Source organism: Pseudomonas sp. BYT-1 (assembly GCF_023611805.1).
Taxonomy (GTDB): domain Bacteria; phylum Pseudomonadota; class Gammaproteobacteria; order Pseudomonadales; family Pseudomonadaceae; genus Aquipseudomonas; species Aquipseudomonas guariconensis.
On the sequence record NZ_CP072559.1, the window covers coordinates 3,334,257 to 3,352,646 of the forward strand.

Sequence of the window (18,390 nt, forward strand, 5' to 3'; positions counted from 1 at the left end):
GATCCAAAATATGAATATCGTAAACAAGGACCTGAACCTGCTGCTGGTCTTCCAGATGCTCTATCAGGAACGTAACGCGTCCCTGGCCGCCGAGCGCATGGCGCTCAGCCAGCCGGCGCTGAGCCACAAGCTGAACAAGCTGCGCCATCAATTCGGCGACCCGCTGTTCGTCCGGGCGCCTCGCGGGCTGACACCGACACCTCGCGCCCATGAGCTGGCGCCTCAGGTTCAGCACTTGGTGGAGCAGCTGGAGCTGTTCTACGAACGTTGCGACGGCGCGGACATGCTCACCCGCCCTGCCCGCCTGCACCTGTATAGCACCGACTATCTGGAGCAAACCCTGCTGCCCCGTCTGCTGCCGATACTGCGCAGCCAGGCCCCCAACCTGGTGCTGGTCACCCACAACACCCGTGGCCAGTTGCCGCGCGAAGCCCTGGAGAAAGGCACGTGCGACTTGGCCATCGCCGGATTCTTCACCGACCTGCCGGACACCTTCCACCAGCAGCGTCTGCTCGGCGAAGAGTTGGTGGTGCTGGCCGCAAGGAGCAACCCACACCTGACCGACGGCCTGGACCTGGAGGCGTTTCTGGCCTGCGAGCATGTGCTGACCACCCTCACCGGTGACCTCGATGGGCTGGTGGACCGCGCGCTGCGCGCCCAAGGCCATCGACGACGTGTGATTGCGGGGTTGTCGAGCTTTCTTGCCCCAGCCCGCCTGGTCAGTGGCACCGACCTGCTGCTCACCTGCCTGCGTTCGCTGGCCGAAGATGCGGTGGCACGGGACCCGGAGCTTGCGGTATACCCGCTGCCCCTGGCGCTACCGAGGGTCGAATTGATGCAGATCTGGCACGAGCGCACGCACGCCGATCCATTGCGCAGGTGGTTCCGCCAAAAAGTCTGGGAGGTGGCCAATCACGTGGAGTAGAAGCCGCCGGGAGGCGCAAGGCCACCCGGGGCATCGTGCACACTACGGCGCTGCGATTTCGGTCTGCCCTGCGTGGCTCGACGGCGGCGCCAACTGGAGCAACTCGTTGGTGTAGGCCCACTCCTGTTCGAGCTTGTCAGGATGATCGTTCAGGCGAATCCCGTAGGACGGAATGATCTGCCGGAACTTCTCCTGCCAGGGCGCAGAGGCAGCCTTGTCCTTGAACACCTTGTGCAGCAGGTCGAGCATGATCGGCGGCGCGGTCGAGGCCCCCGGCGATGCGCCCAGCAAGCCAGCGATGCTGCCGTCCTTGGCCATCACCACTTCGGTGCCGAGCTTGAGGACCCCGCCCAGCTCCGGGTCCTTCTTGATGATCTGCACCCGCTGCCCCGCCTGCCACAGGCGCCAGTCCTCTTTCTTGGCGTGGGGGAAGTAGGTCTGCAGCGCCTCGAAGCGGTCATCGTCGGATTGCATCAATTGCCCGATCAGGTACTGCACCAGGTCGAATTCACGTACCCCGACGCGCACCATGGGCCAGGTGTTGTGCACGGACATGCTGGCGAACAGGTCCAGCAGCGAGCCCTCTTTTAGAAAACGCGTGGAGAAGGTGGCGAATGGGCCGAACAGGATCATGCGCTTGCCATCGAGCACGCGGGTATCCAGATGGGGTACCGACATGGGCGGCGCGCCGGTCGCGGCGATGCCGTAGGCCTTGGCCATGTGCCGCTGGGCGATGGCCGGGTTGTCGGTCACCAGGAACGAGCCGCCCACCGGGAAGCCCGCATAGTCCTTGGCTTCAGGGATGCCCGACTTTTGCAGCAGCGGCAAGGCGGCGCCGCCGGCGCCGATGAACAGGAACTTGGCGTCGGTGGCGGACGTGGTACCGTCCTTGAGGTTCTTGTATTCGACGTGCCAGGAGCCGTCATCGTTGCGGGTGATGTCCTGGACTTCGCTCGAGAGCTTCAGGTCGAAGTTCGGTCGGCCTTGCAGGTAGCCCACGTACTGGCGGGTGATCTCACCAAAATTGACGTCGGTGCCGATGGGGGTCCAGGTCACCGCGAGCTTCTGCGCGGGGTCACGGCCCTCCATCATCAACGGCACCCACTGCTTGATCTGTTCCGGGTCCTCCGAATACTGCATGGGCTTGAACAGGGGGCTGGCCTGCAGGGCCTCGTAGCGTTTTTTCAGAAACCGAATGTTGTCGTCACCCCACACGAAACTCATGTGCGGTGTGGTGTTGATGAACGAATGCGGGTCCTTGAGCACGCCCTGCTTGACCTGCCAGGCGAGGAACTGCCGGGTGATCTGGAACGACTCGTTGATCTCGATGGCCTTGGCGATGTCGATCTTGCCGTTCTTCTCCGGTGTGTAGTTGAGCTCTGCCAGCGCCGAGTGCCCGGTGCCTGCGTTGTTCCAGCCGTTGGAGCTTTCCTCGGCGACTTTGTCCAGGCGTTCGACCATTTCCATCGACCAACCCGGCTCCAGCTCATTCAGCCAGACCGCCAGGGTCGAACTCATGATCCCGCCCCCGACCAGCAGTACGTCGACCCGTTTGGTCTCGGCGGCCTGGGCACTGAGCATGCCGCACGTGAGGCCTACCAAGGCCCATCGCAACGTCTTCGTGGTGTTCATGTTTCCTCCTGCGAGACGTGATGCCTCGTTGTGTACTCCCTGTCGTGCGCAAGGCTCGTGCGGCGTATCTGTCTGCCGCCCCTGCGCCTGATCGGCCTCGCAAGCGAAGTCAGCCCTCTAGATAGTTAGCGCAACTTTCCCCAAGCCACCAGTTGGATTCATTCAGCCTGTCAAATGAATCTGAACATCCGGCCCTGGGGGTCGTCGGAAGTTTCACTGCTGTGACGGTTTGCATGGAGGTAGGAACGATGGCGAGCACCGTAGGCGATTTTCTGGTTGAGCGCTTGAGCCAATGGGGCGTGAAGCGGGTATTCGGCTATCCGGGCGATGGCATCAATGGCGTGTTCGGTGCACTGCGTCGGGCCGGTACGATCGAATTCGTGCAGTGCCGCCATGAAGAAATGGCGGCATTCATGGCCAGCGCCCATGCCAAGTTCACAGGTGAGCTTGGCGTGTGCATCGCAACGTCCGGGCCTGGCGCTTCGCACTTGCTGACAGGCCTGTATGACGCCCGCCTGGACCACATGCCGGTGTTGGCCATCGTCGGCCAGCAGGCCCGCACCGCGCTGGGTGGGCATTACCAGCAGGAGCTGGACCTGGTCTCGATGTTCAAGGACGTGGCCGGTGCATTCGTCCAGCAGGCCACGGCCCCGGCCCAAGTGCGCCATTTGCTGGATCGCGCCGTACGCACGGCGCTGGGCGAACGCCGGGTCACCGCATTGGTGCTGCCCAACGATCTGCAGGAAACGCCCTACGAGTCGCCTGCACGGGCCCATGGCACCTTGCATTCGGGCACAGGCTTCAACCCACCGAGGATCGTGCCCCACCCCGACGCATTGCAGCAGGCTGCGCAGATACTCAACGCCGGCAAGAAAGTCGCGATCCTGGTGGGGGCCGGCGCGCTGCAGGCCCGTGAGCAGGTGAGCGCAATCGCCGAAAAGCTCGGTGCAGGCGTCGCCAAGGCCCTGCTGGGCAAGGCCGTATTGCCCGATGACCTGCCTTGGGTCACCGGTTGCATCGGTCTGTTGGGTACCGAACCCAGCCTGAAGCTGATGAACGAATGCGACACGCTGCTGATAATCGGTTCAGGCTTCCCCTACGCCGAGTTCCTACCAGAGGAAGGTCAGGCCCGCGGCGTACAGATCGACATCGCTGCCGACATGCTCGGCCTGCGCTATCCCATGGAAGTGAACTTGATGGGCGATGCCGCACAGACGCTGGACGCCCTGCTACCGCTGATCGAGCATAAGACCCGCCGCAGTTGGCGAACCAAGGTCGAAGGTTGGCGCAAGGCGTGGGACAAGAAGCTGACGCAACGCGCCCTGAGCAAGGCTGCGCCGATCAATCCGCAGCGGGTCGTCCATGAACTCTCGCCTCGCCTGCCGGACGCCGCCATCATCACGTGCGACTCGGGCTCCTGCGCCAACTGGTTCGCCCGCGACCTGCGGATCCGCCCGGGTATGGAATGTTCGTTGTCCGGGGGCTTGGCCTCGATGGGCGCGGCAGTGCCCTACGCCATCGCAGCCAAGTTCGCTCACCCCGAGCGCTGCGTGGTGGCCCTGGTAGGCGACGGTGCCATGCAGATGAACAACATGGCCGAACTGATCACCGTGGCCAAGTACTGGCGACAATGGGGCAACGGACGTTGGATTTGCGCGGTGTTCAACAATCAGGATCTCAACCAGGTCACCTGGGAGCAGCGGGTGATGGAGGGAGACCCCAAGTTTGCCGCCAGCCAGGACATTCCTGACGTGCCCTACCACCTGTTCGCCCTCTCGATCGGTCTGAAGGGCCTGTATGTCGAACGCGAGCAGGACGTGGCCGGCGCCTGGGAGCAGGCCTTGGCCAGCGAGGTGCCCGTGGTCATTGATTTTCGTACCGACCCCGATGTCCCGCCGCTGCCGCCGCACATCACCCTGGAGCAGGCGAAGAAGTTCGCCGGCGCCCTGCTGCAAGGCGACCCGGACCAAGCCGGCATCCTGCGCCAAACCGCGCGCCAGCTGATCAGCGGGCTATTGCCAGGGCACGGCAAAGCATGATGCCGCTAACCTTTGAGCGCCGCCTCGATCCCGGCGATGTCGATCTTGCCCATCTGCATCATGGCGTCGAATGCGCGCTTGGCGGCGGCCCGGTCTGGGTTGTCCATGGCCTCGAGCAGCACCCGGGGCGAGATCTGCCACGAGATGCCCCACTTGTCCTTGCACCAGCCGCAGACGCTTTCCTGGCCGCCGTTGCCGACGATGGCCTGCCACAGACGGTCGGTCTCGGCCTGATCCTCCGTGCAGATCTGGAACGAAAATGCCTCGCTGTGCTTGAACGCGGTCCCCCCGTTCAGGCCGACGCAGGGAATACCGGCCACGGTGAACTCGACAGTGATGACATCGCCGGCCCTGCCCGACGGGTAGTCGCCCGGTGCGTGATGCACCGCCCCTACTGCGCTGTCGGGGAAGGTCTTGGCGTAAAAAGTCGCCGCCTCCAGGGCATCGTCGTCGAACCAGAGGCAGATGGTGTTTTTGCTGGGCATTGGAGTCTCCACGATCACATCGCAAAGGTTAGAGTCTAGACCTTCACCCCTGGCAGGCGATGGCCTGGGCAAGCGCTTCGTCGGTTGCAGACGCTTGCGGATGGGCCAGGCGATAGTCGCGCAGTCAGAGCGTGGTTCACGGTGGTTTCCTACATAATTGAAACGGTATTTGGCCTAGTCTCGAGCGCTTGGCGCTGCTTCACCAGCATCGGCTGCACAACGAGCCGGCGCAGCACAACTCAAGGTAGCCGCGCTTGTCGAAGCTTCTTTTTTCACGAGATAGAAGACACACCATGCATTTCGACCTGATCCAAAGTCTCAACCTGGCCGGCAGGGCCGATGTTCCCAATGACGACCGTATTGGCTGTGCAAGCCGTCATGCTTGGGTCATCGACGGCGCAACCGATCTGGGCCCGCCTGGTCTGCTGGGTGAACAAGGGGGCGCGGCCTGGTTGGCAGCGGCAGCGCAGGCTGCCTTTGTCAGCGCAAGCGGGCCGTTGCAGAGCCTGTGCGAACAGGTGTTCGCTACCGTGGCCGCAGCCTACGAACGCGACCGCCGACGTGAGCCGGTCGCCGGCTGGGAGCTGCCCCGCGCGGCCTTTGCGGCGGTGGCGCTGGAAGATGACGAAGTAGTCTGCGCCCATCTGGCGGACTGCGTCGTACTTCACCGCAGCGAGCACGGCATTGCCTTCCTGACACCTGAGCCGGACCGCGAAACTGAGCGCGCCGAGGCGCTCGCCCTGGGCCCTGGCACCGGCGCCCATGGCGTGCGCACACCTGCCGTGCAGGCAGATCGGCGCATCGCCCGGGAGCGTCCCAAGGCCGTGCTCAGCGTCGATGCCGAAGTGGCCAGGGCTGGTACCGTATACACCCGCGCACCGGTAAGGCGCGGCGACGACCTGGTGCTGATGAGCGATGGTTTCGCGGCCCTGTTCGATACCTACCGGGCCTGCACGCCCCACACCTTCATGACCCAGCTGCGCGAGCAGGGCCTGGCAGAACTTGCGCTGCGACTACGGCAGATCGAGCGCGACGATGCCGCCTGCGTTCGTTATCCACGGTTCAAAATGAGCGACGACGCATCGGCGCTCTGGTTGCGGGTGGGCTGAAGAAGAAAAACGCCGGGCCGATGCGGTTCCGATGCCAAGACGACCCTTCGCTATGCCTTAGGCTGGGTGCGATCGACCAGGCGGATGCTGTCACGCCCGCCTCGCTTGGATTCGTAGAGTGCAACGTCACCCTGTTCGATCAGTGCCGCCAGGCTGGCAGGCGCCCGATCGAACAGGTTGACGCCGATGCTGAGGGTGACCGCCGCAGGCGTAGGGAACGTCTGCGCGGTCATCCGATGGAACTGCTCGCGCAAAGCGCTCCCCAACCCTTCGACTTTTTCACGGGTCGCGTTACCCAGCAGGATGACGAACTCATCGCCGCCCAACCGGGCGGCCAAGCCACTGGCGGGGGTCGAGGCGCGAATCATCTCGCCCAATGCAACCAGCAGGCGATCACCGGCAGTATGGCCATGCAGGTCGTTGACCATCTTGAAGTTGTCGATGTCGATCAGCAAAAGCGCACCGGGGCGGTCCGTTGCCACGTCATCCAGCAGACGCGGGGCGCGTGCCTCCAAGGCGCGCCGGTTATACAGGGCGGTCAAGGGATCGCGCGCCGCCAGCCGGGCGATCTGCCGTTCGCGTCGGTGGCGCTCGGTGCCAGTCATGGACAAGGCGATGAGCATGATCGCCATCGTGCCCTCGACCAGCGACACCTGGATGATCGCGCCACGCAAGGCCGCCAGATCGATCAGCGTCCCAGGCACCAACGGCGGAATCATCTTGGCCAGGTAGAAGATGCCGTGGGCCAGCAGCACATAACGCAGCTGCACCGCCCCCACGCGCAACGACTTGCCATGGGGCCGCAGCAGCACGCAGGCCCACAGGGTGGGCAAGGCCACCAGCAGCGAGTTGGCCAGCAACATCACCTTCGACCACTGCGGGCTTTCAGGCAGCAGCAACAGCATCAGCCAGACAACCGGCAACAGGTACCAGCCACGGGAAAGCCGCATCTCGGTAAACCGCGCCACACCCACGAGAAAGAACCAATGCGCCAACACCAGCAAGCCATTGGCGAACCACACCCCGACGAGCATCAGCCCACTGACGCGCAACAATGCCAAGGTCGACCCCACACTGATGGTGGCGAACCCAGCGGCCCAGAACAGCAGCGAGGTGGCACGCACGGTGCGCCACTCGACCGCCAGGTACAAAGCAGCCGCAGCCGCGAGGGCAATGCTGATGGTCAACATCGTGAGGGGGTCTAGAGCCATGAGCGGACAGGCCTGAGCGATCGTATTGAAGGGCGTGGATTGTAAGCGTTCGGATGCACTTTTAGCAGGTCGCTACCGACTGGAGGGTCTTTTCAAAAGCGCCTCGCGGGCGGCGAAACATCAACATGTCAGTCGCCGATCCGGTGGGCTCACGCCGTCGAGAGATAGCTGACCAATTGCCGACCATGAGAACTCAGGCGCTCCCAGTCACGAAAACAGATACGCAGCTCCAGGGTGGCCCAGCGCTCCTCCAGCATCACCCTGCGAACCGCCAGCTCCTGCTCGGCGCGCACAGCGGCGGTTTCCGGCAGCATGGCGATACCCGCGCGCTGGGCCACCAATTGAGCGATGGCCTCGAAGCTCGGCGCACGCACACGCACCTTCAACGGCATGGCCAGATTCATCGCCAGCTCCTCGACGAAGCGCTGCATCGCCCGCTCTGCCGGCAGACACACAAACGGGTAACCCAGGGCATCAACCAAGCGCAATTGTTCGCGACCGGCCAAGGGATGATCCACTGGTACAAGCATTACCAGGCGCTCGTTGCGAAACGGCAGCGAGACGATGCCTTCGTCGATCAGGTTGCCGTCATACACCCCTAACTCGCATTCACCGGCCAGCACCACGCGCAATACATCGATGCTCTTGTGCTCGACCAGTTGCAGGTCGACCTCAGGGTAGTCGGCCAGAAACGGTCCGAGCACCGCCGGCAACAGCGTGCTGTTGCTGACGGTGGAAGCCGCCAGGTGCAGCGTGATGCGCCGCTGCCCTGCCAACTCCTTCAAGGTGTCCTGCAGCTTTTGCGCCTCCCCCAGCACACCACGGGCCGCCTCCAGTACCAGCCGGCCAGCGGGGGTCAGTTGCATGCCATCAGCCTTGCGAACGAACAGGGCAAAGCCACAGCGAGACTCGAACAGGCGCAGGCGGGTGCTGGCGGCGGACACCGCCACCGGAATGGTCGCCGCCGCCTTGCTCAGGCTGCCGGTAACGGCAATGGCGGCAAACAGGCGCAGATCGGGCAAGTCGAAGTGCATCCTTGTGCGTTCTCCAAAAGCGAAAGCCATGTTCGAGAAAAAGCGATTCTAGCCACAACCCGTTCTGTACAGAATAAGTCCTGCCTTCAATTGCCTGGACTTTGCCATGACGCGTTTGCACCTTCGCCTTCAGACTGCGATCCACAACGGCGGTGTCTATGCCGTGCTGGCGGCCTTGGGATTCAGCTTCAAGGCCATCTTCGTCAAGCTGGCCTATGCCGCAGGTCCGGTGGACGCCATCACCCTGTTGGCCATGCGCATGGGGTTGGCACTGCCGCTGTTCGCCTGGCTGACCTGGCTCAGCCGTGGCCAGTCCGCTGCGAAGCTGGGGCTTGGGGACGGCCTGCGCGTGGCCGGGCTCGGGTTGCTGGGCTACTACCTGGCGAGCCTGTTCGACTTCTATGGTCTGCAGTACATCAGCGCCGGCCTCGAGCGGCTGATCCTGTTCACTTATCCCACGCTCGTGCTGGTGTTCCAGGCCATCGCCCTGCGCGAGCGCCCTACCCTGCGGACCCTGACGGCCATGGGCCTGTGTTACCTGGGCCTGGGCATCGCCTTCGTACACGATGTCAGTGTGGCCGGGGTCGGCGAGCAAGTGGTGCTGGGATCGTTGTGGGTGGTGGCCAGTGCGGTGAGCTACGCGCTCTATTACTCGGGTACCGGCATCATGCTCAAGCGCATGAGCTCGATGCGTCTGGCTGGGCTCTGCGGCATCGCCTCGTCATTGATGGTGCTGGCGCACTACCTGCTGGTGGCGGACATCGGCCAGCTGTGGCAGCAGCCACTGGCGATCTGGATACATGCGGGGCTGATGGCGGTGTTTTCCACGGTGTTGCCGATCTACTGGGTGGCCCTGGCGATCCAGCGCCTGGGCCCCACCCATACCGCAGCGGTGGGCAATCTGGGTCCGGTGCTGACGATGCTCGCGTCGTGGGCAATCCTCAGCGAGCAGATCTCGGGGTATCAGTTGGCGGGTCTGGCGCTGGTGTTGTACGGCGTGACACGCCTGAAGCCTGCGAAGAAACAGCAAGCTTCGACGCAGCCCAAGCAAGCCGAAGCGTAGGGTCATCTGCTCACGCAGGCAAGGCGCCAGGCCAACCGGCGCCTTGCTTGTATCGATCAGTCCTCGAGCGGCTTTGGCGGTGCCGCCGGTTTTGCCGGCTTGGCAGGCTTGCTGTCCTTGCCCTTGGACTTGGGCTCAGCAGGCGCGGAAGCCGCCACCGGCTCCGGCGCGCTCACAGCCTTCTCGCTGGCAGGTAGTTCGTCCACGGCCTTGATGATCACCTGCGGATCGATCTTCTCGCCGCTGTCGTCGTCCTTGAGCACATGCCGCTCGCCATCCTTGCCCACCAGGATCACCTTGGTGCCCTTGCTGGCGCCGAGCTTGAGTTCGCGAATCAACGCCATGGTGGTCTGCTGTTCGAGGTTCTTGTCCTCGCGCTTGCCCATCATGTTGGCAACGCTGTACAGCACCAGGCTGCGCTCTTTGAAGGCGGCTTGGGTAGCGGGGTCCTGGAGTGCCTCGTTCAACCCGCGCAAGGTCGGGTCGGCGCTGCTGGGTGCGATGATGACCAAGGGCCTTGCCTTGCCCAGTTCTTTGGCCAGCGGAGCATCGCTGTCCGCAGCGAACACAGGGCTTGCGAGGGCAAGCAGAGTGGCGAGGGTCAGTGACCGGACGAGCATGCGCATCTCCTTATTTCTCGATAACTCAAAGACTACAGATCATTGAGAAAGATCCGACGTGCGAGCCTAAACCACCTGACAAGTCAGGTGATAAGGCGAAAGGTAACTGGCCATTACCAGCAGCGCGTCGAACCAGGCTTGCGACCTCTGCAGAAACCGCGGGCCCCCGAACTGAGCATAGTCCAAAGCCCTCCAGCCAGCGCGGCACCTGCAGGCAATACTTGCATCAACGGACATCGATGCCAGCACCGGCCGGGGCCGTCCCCAGCACCCGGTTGGTCAATACACGCATCTCGTATCGCTCATCAGCTTTTTGCAGCTTCTGGATTTGTTTCATCTGGTCTTCGATGTTTTCCACCTGTTGCAGAACTTGGGCCGATAAGGCCTGCGCCTGGGTGTCGCCCTGCGTCAACGCATCCCGCTGCGCCGTCAATTGCTCAAGCTGTCGGTGATGCCGTGCGTTGCCTTGGTCGAAGTGTCCTGGGTTTTCCGCCAACAGATGCTCACGCCAGAAATCCTGATCCACCATCCAGCTGGCCAGCGCTTCATGCTGTTCTGCGGCGCGAACCTGTGTACGGATCCGGTCGACCCGGGCCGGATCCAGATGGGCATACTCGGGAAACGCCATTTCGCCCGCCTCGATGGGTAAATCGAGTGATCCACGCAATGCCAGCTGATAGCCCAGCATTACCTCGACCTCATCTAGGGGGGTGCCGGCTTCAGCCTGGGCACGTAGGAAGCTCAAGATATGATCCTGGACCTGCGCCAGGCGCCACAGGCGCCGTCCGAGCCTAAGCAATGCCTGCGTCGTAGCGCCCTGCTCGGTGCCGGCCTGGGCCTTGGCCTGGACCGCCAACATCCGCACCTCCAGATTGTGAAACCGCAACGCCACACTGTCCTGGCAAGTCAGGTCATCGTCAGCATGGGTAAACAACTCTGTAAGCAAATCAGTCTGCTCGTGCATGTTTTTCAGCATGGTCAGCACACGCTGGGCCAATACCTGCGGTTGTTTCTGGAAATCCGCGGTATCGAGCAACCTGCGCAGAAGAGTCATGAGCCCAGCCGAGCCCTCGACCGCCTCGATCGAGTGCCACAGTTCGAGCAGCCGGTCCCGGTCAGCGCTCGCAACGGCATTGCTCCAGGCTATGGCATGGGTATTGGCTCCCCTGACGGACTGGAACGCCACGCGCAAGGCCTGTACATCGTCCTCGGCCAGCGGATTGCCCATCAACAGCACGCGATGCCTGAGCCACAAGGGGGCCTGATGGAACATCGGCGGTATCCGGGTGATTCGATTGTCGCTCAGGTCCGCATAGTCCAGCTCCGTGCACTCTAGCAATCCCGGAGGCAGCACATCGATGAAAGTGTTGCGCAGCAGCAGTCGCCTGAGCCTGGAAAATCCGCTGACGGAAAACACCAGCCCCAGAGGGTTGTGCGAAAGATTGATGTATTCCAGGCGGGAGCAGCGAGTCAGCTCAGAGGCTTGGCTGTCATCCAGGGCGATTTGGTTGTCGTACAGGTTCAGTTCACGCAGGCGCGGCAGTTGATGCAGGCGTGCCGGCAGTCGAGACAGTCGGTTGCCGCTGACCCGCAGCGTCCGGAGGTTGGGAAACGCCTGCAGGAAATAGTCCGGCACATGCGCCAAGTCCATATCCAGAATCGCCAGCTCAGAAACATGGGAGAAGCTGCGGGTAGGCAGAGGGGGCAAGAATCCTGGCCTCAGGCCGTTAAGTTCCAAGCGATAGTCGATCGCCAACGAATTGAGCTGCGAAGGCTCGTCGATGACTCGCTGCCAGCACGCCAGCAATTGTCCCGTGACCCGCCTGCGGTCTGACCTTTCCAACAGCGCAGTGGTGGCTGTGAGCCAAGTATTGAGCGATTGTTCCAGGGTCTTGAGTTCGTGACGAAGCTGACGCAGTTCCTGCGCCATGTCCCTGCCGGTACGCTGCATTTTCACTTGCCAGGCGCTGACCTGGGCGTCGGAGTAAGTGGGATAGATCCGCCGCAGTTCCGCCTGGATCATCCAGGGCCCTCCTCGGCTCCGGCTGCTACCGGACAGGCGCCCACTCAAGGGATAACCGAGCCGGCCATCGTCCTGGCGCAGCGGGGCCAGCCAGCGGTCCTTGCCTTGCCCTTTGTTCAACAGCTCCCCGACCTCGCTGGGGCGTTCGATCGCCTGGCGGGCCAGCAGCACGCGCAGGTTGTGGGCAAAGGGATCGGCAATGCCCATGGCCGCTTGCTGGCCTTTATAGGCGGTGGCCATCGCGTCGAACAACTCATGCGGCTCACTTAACAGGTTCGTTTTGGGATCGACGACCAGGAACTTACCCTCGACGTGTATCAGATCGCAGGCGGTGGCCCCCTGCTCGCTCGCAACGAGCAAGAGGCCGCTCGCACTGCCCTCGAACAAACGCCAGCGGATACCCGTGGCAGCACCGGGCAAATAGCGCAGCATGCCGATGGCGACCCGGGCCACATCAGCGTTTTGCGGCGTGTCCAGGTGCAGCGCTTCATACACGCGTGTCACACGCATGTTTTGTACATACGCTCTGGACGATTCCGCCAATTGCAGCGGCACCCGTCCACTGTCGAGTAAGCGTTGCCGGTCCGTAGTCGTCGCCGCGTCCACCAACCCCTGCGCAGCACGCCAATGCAGACTGGGAAACACCCGACGCAACATCGTGCTGGCGAGGTTCTCGCCGTTGGGCATGTGTTCGTAGAGATCCTGCAGCAACTCGCGCCGAGCCTTCCATGCCACCTCGGCCAATGCCTGGTCAGGCAGCCCGCCAGCTCCGGGAAGACGTTGGGCGCCTTGCAATGCGAAGGCATCCTCCACCTGTTTGCCCGAGCGCAAGCGCTCGACCATGTCGCGGATGCGCAAGTCCAGGTGGGCACGGACCGTGCTGTCCAGCAACCCGGAAGCCGGCGCGCGACCATACACGTGCAACCCCCGCAGATCATCCGCCTTTAGCCCGTGGAAACTAAGGACCAGATCGATCCGCTCGTCATCCAGCTCGCGAAAGTGCCCACCCAATCGACGGAACAAGTAATGGACGTCTTCCCACTGGGCCGGCTGCTCGAACCACAACCGCCAGGCACCCGCACCGTTGTGTCTCAACAACGGCCCATGCCCAGCCTGCGGCAGCAGTTGCCATTGCCCGTCCTGGGTTCGCTGACGCACGCGGTAGTAATGTCCGTCCATCTCGATCCAGGCCTGCTCCCCCAACCGGAAGACCCCGGCTGTATCGCTCGTCGCGCCAGACGGTGGCACGTCACTGCGAAAGGCCTTGACGTCCGCAGCCCACAGCTTTGCCGAACCGTCTTCCAGATAGGCCGGCAGCAGGTTGTCCATGATGCTCGAGCGCGCCGAGAGGGCCTCTACCCCAGCGACCGCCGCGGTGGTGGCGCCGGCCACCGACACCGCGGTAACGACATTGAGCAGGTGCTTGCATGCCTGGCGGGTGTGGTTGTCTTGCCAGGCCTCGATGCCGTGGTAGACCTCTGTGAGCGTATCCCAGGCGCTGACGGCCAAAAGCACCTCGCCAAGCACCGGCACAAACAGGCCTGCGGCGGACAACAATGCCTGGCCATCGGCAGCGAGGCGCTCGTCGTATTCGCGCTGCAGGGTGCGGTCCAGTTCTTCAACCGGCGCCACGAGCACCTTCGCGTCATCTTTTATCTGCTCGATACGCGCATGGGCCAGGCGTTGAAAAAACGGCGTGCCATAGGGCACGAGGCTTTCATCCAGGCTGATGTTGGCCCAGATGACCAAGTCTTTGTACGCGGGGATCACGATTGAATAGAACGCATGACTGTCGCGTCTGCGCACGAAGCGGCGAAAGAATGTCTGGTACGCCTGGCTGCGTAGGCGCCTTCCCAGTTCGTTGGCGAGCTTGCGAAGGCTGGAGAACGCGCTCCAGGCCCCGTTTGGATCGCCGGGCACATAGAGCAGCAACCTTCCGTCGTTGTGCGACTCATCGATGACTACGATCTGCTGCAGGTCGCAGTCCAGCAGACGCAGACGTTGCGCTGTCACGGTCGAAGCCTTGTTTTGCGCGCCCTGTTTCGCGCAGAGTTCGGCAATCGTCTCGAGCTCACGCTCGCTCAGTCCAGCGCGGTCACGGGCCTGGTAGGCATCAAACAGCATGGCATGGCGGCTCCAGTCAGCCAGCAAGCATGGGACGGTCCATGCCGGTTTGTCGTCTGTCACAGGTCCGCTCAAAACCTTGGCCAGATGCGCTTGGTACGCGCTGCCAAGATCGAGTTCACGACACAGCTTGGCAAACTCGGTTGCAGACGGCGCCTTGATCCTGCCCTGCCTGGCGCTGGTCAAGCGATTGCCGCGCGGTTGCCCGCCCGCTACGGCTTCCTCAGCGGTGAAGTTGCGTACTGCCACCTCCAGAAGCGAACGCTGGTCGTACTGCTGCTTGGTCAGGTGGACGCCAACGGGCTGGGCATTGATCACAGGCTCCGGGTACCCGCCGATAAAGCTCCACTGATGAAGATTGAACTGAGCCGAATAGCGCGCTCGCAATGCAGCCTGCAGCTTGGATTTGATAAAGCCGTCCAGCGCCTCGATGCGCCCCAGCACGTGTTTGAGATGCGAACGCAGCACCACGCTTTCGTCCATCGCATCTGCAAACCGAGCCCGTTGCTGCGGCGTCGCCGACTTCATCCACAGCGGCAGGCGTTCGGCGATGAAGCCATCCTGATAGGCACGCTCCGCTGCCAGCTGCGTTGCTTCGTTCACTTGCGGTTCATTGCGCTCGCCGCCCATGTCCATCTCCTGGTTGACTGGAGCGACGAGGCTAGGCGCCTGGCTTGGCGAAGGAACGCTAGATAGCTACCACCTCAAAACAACTGCAGTTGCCGACCGGTCAATGTGCCGAAGTCATCACCGACGAAAGGCAGGATCGCGTCGGCCACTGGCTGCAACTGACGCGACAGGTAATGCTCGTGATCGATCGGAGACTGCTGGTTTTCCAACGGCTCGGGACCGGCCGTGGTGATGACGTAGCTGATCCAGCCGCCGTTCTGGTACTGCTGCGCTCGCCCCAGGCGGCTGTTGTACTCATCGGCCAGGCGCGCGGCGCGCACATGCGGGGGCACGTTGCGTTGGTAGTCGGCCAGAGGACGTCTCAGGCGCTTGCGATAGACCAACAAGTCATCCTGCTCACCGGCCAAAGTGCGTCGCACGAAATCGCACACATAATCCCGATAGGGCTGGCCGCGGAAAATACGTCCATACAGCTCCTGCTGGAACTGCCGGGCCAGCGGTGACCAGTCGGTGCGCACCGACTCCAGCCCCTTGTAGACCATCTCCTCCTGGCCCTCGGCGCGGCGGACCAGGCCGGCGTAGCGCTTCTTGCTGCCCTCGTCGGTACCGCGGATGGTCGGCATGAGAAAGCGTCGATAGTGGGTTTCGAACTGCAGCTCCAAGGCGCTGTCCAGGCCCATGGTTGTCTCAAGGTGCTGGCGCCACCACTGGTTGACCTCGTTTACCAGCTCACGGCCGATACGCGCGGCGGCCTCTTCGCTGTGCGCCCCTTTGAGCCAGACGAATGTAGAGTCGGTGTCGCCATAGATCACATCGAAGCCACGGGCTTCGATCAGCGCCCGGGTCTGACGCATGATCTGATGACCGCGCATGGTGATCGACGATGCCAACCGGGGGTCGAAGAACCGGCAGCCACTGGAACCCAGCACACCATAGAAGGCGTTCATGATGATCTTCAGTGCTTGGGACAACGGCGCATTGCCTGCGCGCTTGGCCGCCTCCCTGCCCTGCCAGACCCGCTCGACGATCGCCGGCAGGCTGTGCCGGGTACGGGAGAACCGGGCCCCGCGAAATCCCTCCACCGAATGCGCATCGTCCGGCTGGGCCAGGCCTTCGACCAGCCCCACCGGATCGATCAGGAAGGTACGAATGATCGAGGGATACAGACTCTTGTAATCGAGCACCAGCACCGAATCGTACAACCCAGGGCGCGAATCCATGACAAAGCCGCCGGGGCTGGCTTCGTCCGGGCGGCTGCCCAGGTTCGGCGCGACATACCCCAGCCGGTGCATGGGCGGGATGTACAAATGACAGAACGCTGCCACCGAACCACCGCTGCGATCGACCGGCAGGCCCGTGACTGTGGCGCGTTCCAGGAGAAACTCCAGCAGACGGGTATGGGCGAAAATGCGCGTGACCAGTTCGCAGTCCTTGAGGTTGTAGCGCGCCAGCGCAGGCTTGTCCTCGGCGAACATGCGGTTGATTTCGTCCATGCGCTGGTAGGGCGAGTCGATGGCCTTGCCCTCGCCCAGCAGGGTCTGGGCGACACTCTCGAGACTGAACGACGGAAAGCTCCAGGTGGCCGAGCGCAGTGATTCGATGCCGTCGATCAACAGCCGGCCTGGGGCATCGGCGAACACGTGGTTGCGGCTGCCATGGGCGCGCAAAGTCAGCGGCGCACCGTTGCGTCCCAGGGTCAGTGGCACCTGCAGACGCGCGGCATGCTCATGCAGCAGGCGTAGGTCGAATTGCACCAGGCTCCAGCCGATGATCGCGTCCGGGTCATGGCGTGCGAACCACTGGTTGAGGCGCTCAAGCAACTGGGCGCGGTCCTCGCAGTATTCGAGGTCGAAATCCACTTCGCCGGTATCGCCGTTGGCCGGCCCCAGCATATAGACCTGCCGCTGGCCGCAGCCTTCCAGGGCGATACTGTAGAGTTCGCCGCGCTCGCTGGTCTCGATGTCCAACGACACCAGGCGCAACGCAGGGCGGTAGTCAGGGTTTGGTTTGAGATGGGCATCGCAGATCACGCCCTGGGCATCGGCTTGACCGCTGAACAGCACCGGCGCGGTGATGAAACGCTCCATCAGGTAGCGCTCCGGTGGGCGGATGTCAGCCTCGAAAACCTCGATGCCGGCGCTGCGCAGGCGCTGCTCAAGTTGCATCAATTGACGGTGCTGCCGGCAATACAGGCCCAATACCGGACGCTGTTCGAAGTCGCGCAAGCCAAGCGGGCGCAGCTCGACCCCTTGCTCGTTCCCCAGCAACAGCCGCGCGTGCTCGCCTTGCCCGGCTGCGATGAACGCCACCGACACCTGCGGCGCCAGACGCAACTGCCGTGGGCCCTGGTCGGTGGCCAGCCAGAACTCCACGCAGGTGCCCTCGGGCGTGTCATGCCAATGGCGGGTGAGGACAAAGCCCTGCTGCAACTGCACCGCGTCGACCTCGATCATGTTCGTTGGCAAAGCGTCATTCTACCGCGCCGGGACGGGAGCGACTGTCTTGATTGCATGGGGCCATTCAATCCAGGGCGCGCCCGATCCGTACGCTGGGCTTGTCATCAGCCGTAGAGGTAATCGATGTCCTTGTGAGCCAGTGGCGGCACCTGGCTGAGCAAGTAGTCCCGCAGGCGCTGCATGTGGCGCGCCTTGGGGCTGGACTTGAGCCACGTCATGTAATAGCCATCACCTGTGGCCACCGCGTGCTTGAACGGCGTCACCAGACGGCCCGCAGCCAGGTCGGCGCTGGCCAGCACCAGGTCGACCACCGAGATGCCCAGGCCCTGCTGGGCCGCCGAAATACCTTGGTCGAGAGTGTCGAAAACCTGTCCCTGGTCGATGCTGATGTCCTGGGCGTCCATCCGCGCCAGCCAGCGCCGCCAGTCGCGCCGATCCGGCGAGGGGTGCAACAGGTCGCAATGCTGCAGCGCAGATAGCCCCGGCTCAGCGCCTTGAAGATACTCAGGATGGCACACCGGGATCAGCCACTCGTCGAACAGTTTCAGGCTCTCGACATCCGCGGCGAAGCGTCCATTGCCCAACAGGATGGCGCAGTCGTAGGGCTCGGAATAGAAGTCCACCGTGTCGATGTCCATCCAGACGCTCGACAACTGCACAGTGCAGCTATTGTCGATTTTCTTGAAGCCATCCAGCGCCTTGAGCAACCAGCGCACAGTGAGCGTCGAAGGCGCCTTCAGACGAAGGCCGTAGCGGTCCTGACGCAGTAAGGCGCAGGCGTTTTCGATGATCTTGAAACCCACCTTGAGCTCCTGGGCCAGCAACCGGCCATGCTCGGTCAGGCGCAGCTTGGGTCCGCGCCGCTCGAACAGGTCGCAGCCGAACATGGCCTCTAGGGTCTTGACGTGATGGCTTACCGCTCCCTGGGTCAAGGCCAACTCCTGGGCTGCTCGGGTGAAGGAGCCGTAGCGCGAGGCCACTTCGAAGGCGCGTAAGGCGTGGAGTGCTTGAATCCGTTCTGACATGGTCCTGCCCAAAG

12 protein-coding genes are annotated in these 18,390 nt (G+C 63.0%); 4 read left to right on the forward strand and 8 right to left on the reverse strand.

Annotated features, from left to right (window positions below):
* Nucleotides 1–10 precede the first annotated feature (10 nt).
* The gene (locus tag J5X93_RS15495; protein WP_182942969.1) at nucleotides 11–925 is read left to right on the forward strand and encodes a LysR family transcriptional regulator; all 915 of its coding nucleotides are present in this window, start codon (nucleotides 11–13) and stop codon (nucleotides 923–925) included.
* A 42-nt stretch (nucleotides 926–967) separates the two neighbouring features.
* On the opposite strand, the gene mqo is transcribed toward J5X93_RS15495, so the two are convergent.
* Nucleotides 968–2,557, reverse strand: coding sequence for a malate dehydrogenase (quinone) (mqo, locus tag J5X93_RS15500; RefSeq protein ID WP_043206880.1), 1,590 nt, complete (start codon nucleotides 2,555–2,557; stop codon nucleotides 968–970).
* Nucleotides 2,558–2,805: 248 nt separating this feature from the next.
* Here mqo and J5X93_RS15505 point away from each other — a divergent pair, with 248 nt between their 5' ends.
* The gene (locus J5X93_RS15505) at nucleotides 2,806–4,596 is read left to right on the forward strand and encodes a thiamine pyrophosphate-requiring protein (protein ID WP_182942967.1); all 1,791 of its coding nucleotides are present in this window, start codon (nucleotides 2,806–2,808) and stop codon (nucleotides 4,594–4,596) included.
* 5 nt (nucleotides 4,597–4,601) lie between these two features.
* On the opposite strand, the gene J5X93_RS15510 is transcribed toward J5X93_RS15505, so the two are convergent.
* Nucleotides 4,602–5,081, reverse strand: coding sequence for a VOC family protein (locus J5X93_RS15510; protein WP_043206885.1), 480 nt, complete (start codon nucleotides 5,079–5,081; stop codon nucleotides 4,602–4,604).
* A gap of 293 nt (nucleotides 5,082–5,374) precedes the next feature.
* Here J5X93_RS15510 and J5X93_RS15515 point away from each other — a divergent pair, with 293 nt between their 5' ends.
* A complete protein-coding gene (locus J5X93_RS15515; RefSeq protein ID WP_102081553.1) occupies nucleotides 5,375–6,190 on the forward strand; it encodes a protein phosphatase 2C domain-containing protein in 816 nt (271 codons plus the stop codon).
* Nucleotides 6,191–6,240: 50 nt separating this feature from the next.
* Here the strand turns inward: J5X93_RS15515 and J5X93_RS15520 are convergent, their stop codons facing one another.
* Nucleotides 6,241–7,401, reverse strand: coding sequence for a GGDEF domain-containing protein (locus tag J5X93_RS15520; protein WP_090344828.1), 1,161 nt, complete (start codon nucleotides 7,399–7,401; stop codon nucleotides 6,241–6,243).
* Between the two features lie 149 nt (nucleotides 7,402–7,550).
* The gene (locus J5X93_RS15525) at nucleotides 7,551–8,435 is read right to left on the reverse strand and encodes a LysR substrate-binding domain-containing protein (RefSeq protein WP_090344825.1); all 885 of its coding nucleotides are present in this window, start codon (nucleotides 8,433–8,435) and stop codon (nucleotides 7,551–7,553) included.
* 106 nt (nucleotides 8,436–8,541) lie between these two features.
* Between J5X93_RS15525 and J5X93_RS15530 the strand changes: the two genes are divergently transcribed.
* Entirely contained in the window at nucleotides 8,542–9,498 is a 957-nt protein-coding gene (locus J5X93_RS15530; protein WP_043206893.1) for a DMT family transporter, read from the forward strand.
* Nucleotides 9,499–9,554: 56 nt separating this feature from the next.
* Here the strand turns inward: J5X93_RS15530 and J5X93_RS15535 are convergent, their stop codons facing one another.
* The 4 genes from J5X93_RS15535 to J5X93_RS15550 all read right to left on the reverse strand — a co-directional run bounded on the left by J5X93_RS15535 (nucleotide 9,555) and on the right by J5X93_RS15550 (nucleotide 18,376).
* Nucleotides 9,555–10,118, reverse strand: a complete 564-nt coding sequence (locus J5X93_RS15535; protein ID WP_043206895.1) for a DUF4174 domain-containing protein — start codon at nucleotides 10,116–10,118, stop codon at nucleotides 9,555–9,557.
* A 226-nt stretch (nucleotides 10,119–10,344) separates the two neighbouring features.
* Nucleotides 10,345–14,868: an NEL-type E3 ubiquitin ligase domain-containing protein gene (locus J5X93_RS15540; RefSeq protein WP_182942965.1), complete on the reverse strand. Its 4,524-nt coding sequence runs from the start codon at nucleotides 14,866–14,868 to the stop codon at nucleotides 10,345–10,347.
* Between the two features lie 101 nt (nucleotides 14,869–14,969).
* Complete coding sequence (locus J5X93_RS15545; RefSeq protein ID WP_182819116.1) at nucleotides 14,970–17,330, reverse strand: DNA polymerase II; 2,361 nt, start codon at nucleotides 17,328–17,330, stop codon at nucleotides 14,970–14,972.
* Between the two features lie 125 nt (nucleotides 17,331–17,455).
* Nucleotides 17,456–18,376, reverse strand: coding sequence for a LysR substrate-binding domain-containing protein (locus tag J5X93_RS15550; RefSeq protein ID WP_043206898.1), 921 nt, complete (start codon nucleotides 18,374–18,376; stop codon nucleotides 17,456–17,458).
* Nucleotides 18,377–18,390: the final 14 nt, after the last annotated feature.

Excerpts from the sequence above, each read along its gene's own strand:
- J5X93_RS15495 (WP_182942969.1), top strand. The coding sequence starts at position 11 with ATGAATATCGTAAACAAGGACCTGAACCTGCTGCTGGTCTTCCAGATG.
- mqo (WP_043206880.1), bottom strand. The coding sequence starts at position 2,557 with ATGAACACCACGAAGACGTTGCGATGGGCCTTGGTAGGCCTCACGTGC.
- J5X93_RS15505 (WP_182942967.1), top strand. The coding sequence starts at position 2,806 with ATGGCGAGCACCGTAGGCGATTTTCTGGTTGAGCGCTTGAGCCAATGG.
- J5X93_RS15510 (WP_043206885.1), bottom strand. The coding sequence starts at position 5,081 with ATGCCCAGCAAAAACACCATCTGCCTCTGGTTCGACGACGATGCCCTG.
- J5X93_RS15515 (WP_102081553.1), top strand. The coding sequence starts at position 5,375 with ATGCATTTCGACCTGATCCAAAGTCTCAACCTGGCCGGCAGGGCCGAT.
- J5X93_RS15520 (WP_090344828.1), bottom strand. The coding sequence starts at position 7,401 with ATGGCTCTAGACCCCCTCACGATGTTGACCATCAGCATTGCCCTCGCG.
- J5X93_RS15525 (WP_090344825.1), bottom strand. The coding sequence starts at position 8,435 with ATGCACTTCGACTTGCCCGATCTGCGCCTGTTTGCCGCCATTGCCGTT.
- J5X93_RS15530 (WP_043206893.1), top strand. The coding sequence starts at position 8,542 with ATGACGCGTTTGCACCTTCGCCTTCAGACTGCGATCCACAACGGCGGT.
- J5X93_RS15535 (WP_043206895.1), bottom strand. The coding sequence starts at position 10,118 with ATGCTCGTCCGGTCACTGACCCTCGCCACTCTGCTTGCCCTCGCAAGC.
- J5X93_RS15550 (WP_043206898.1), bottom strand. The coding sequence starts at position 18,376 with ATGTCAGAACGGATTCAAGCACTCCACGCCTTACGCGCCTTCGAAGTG.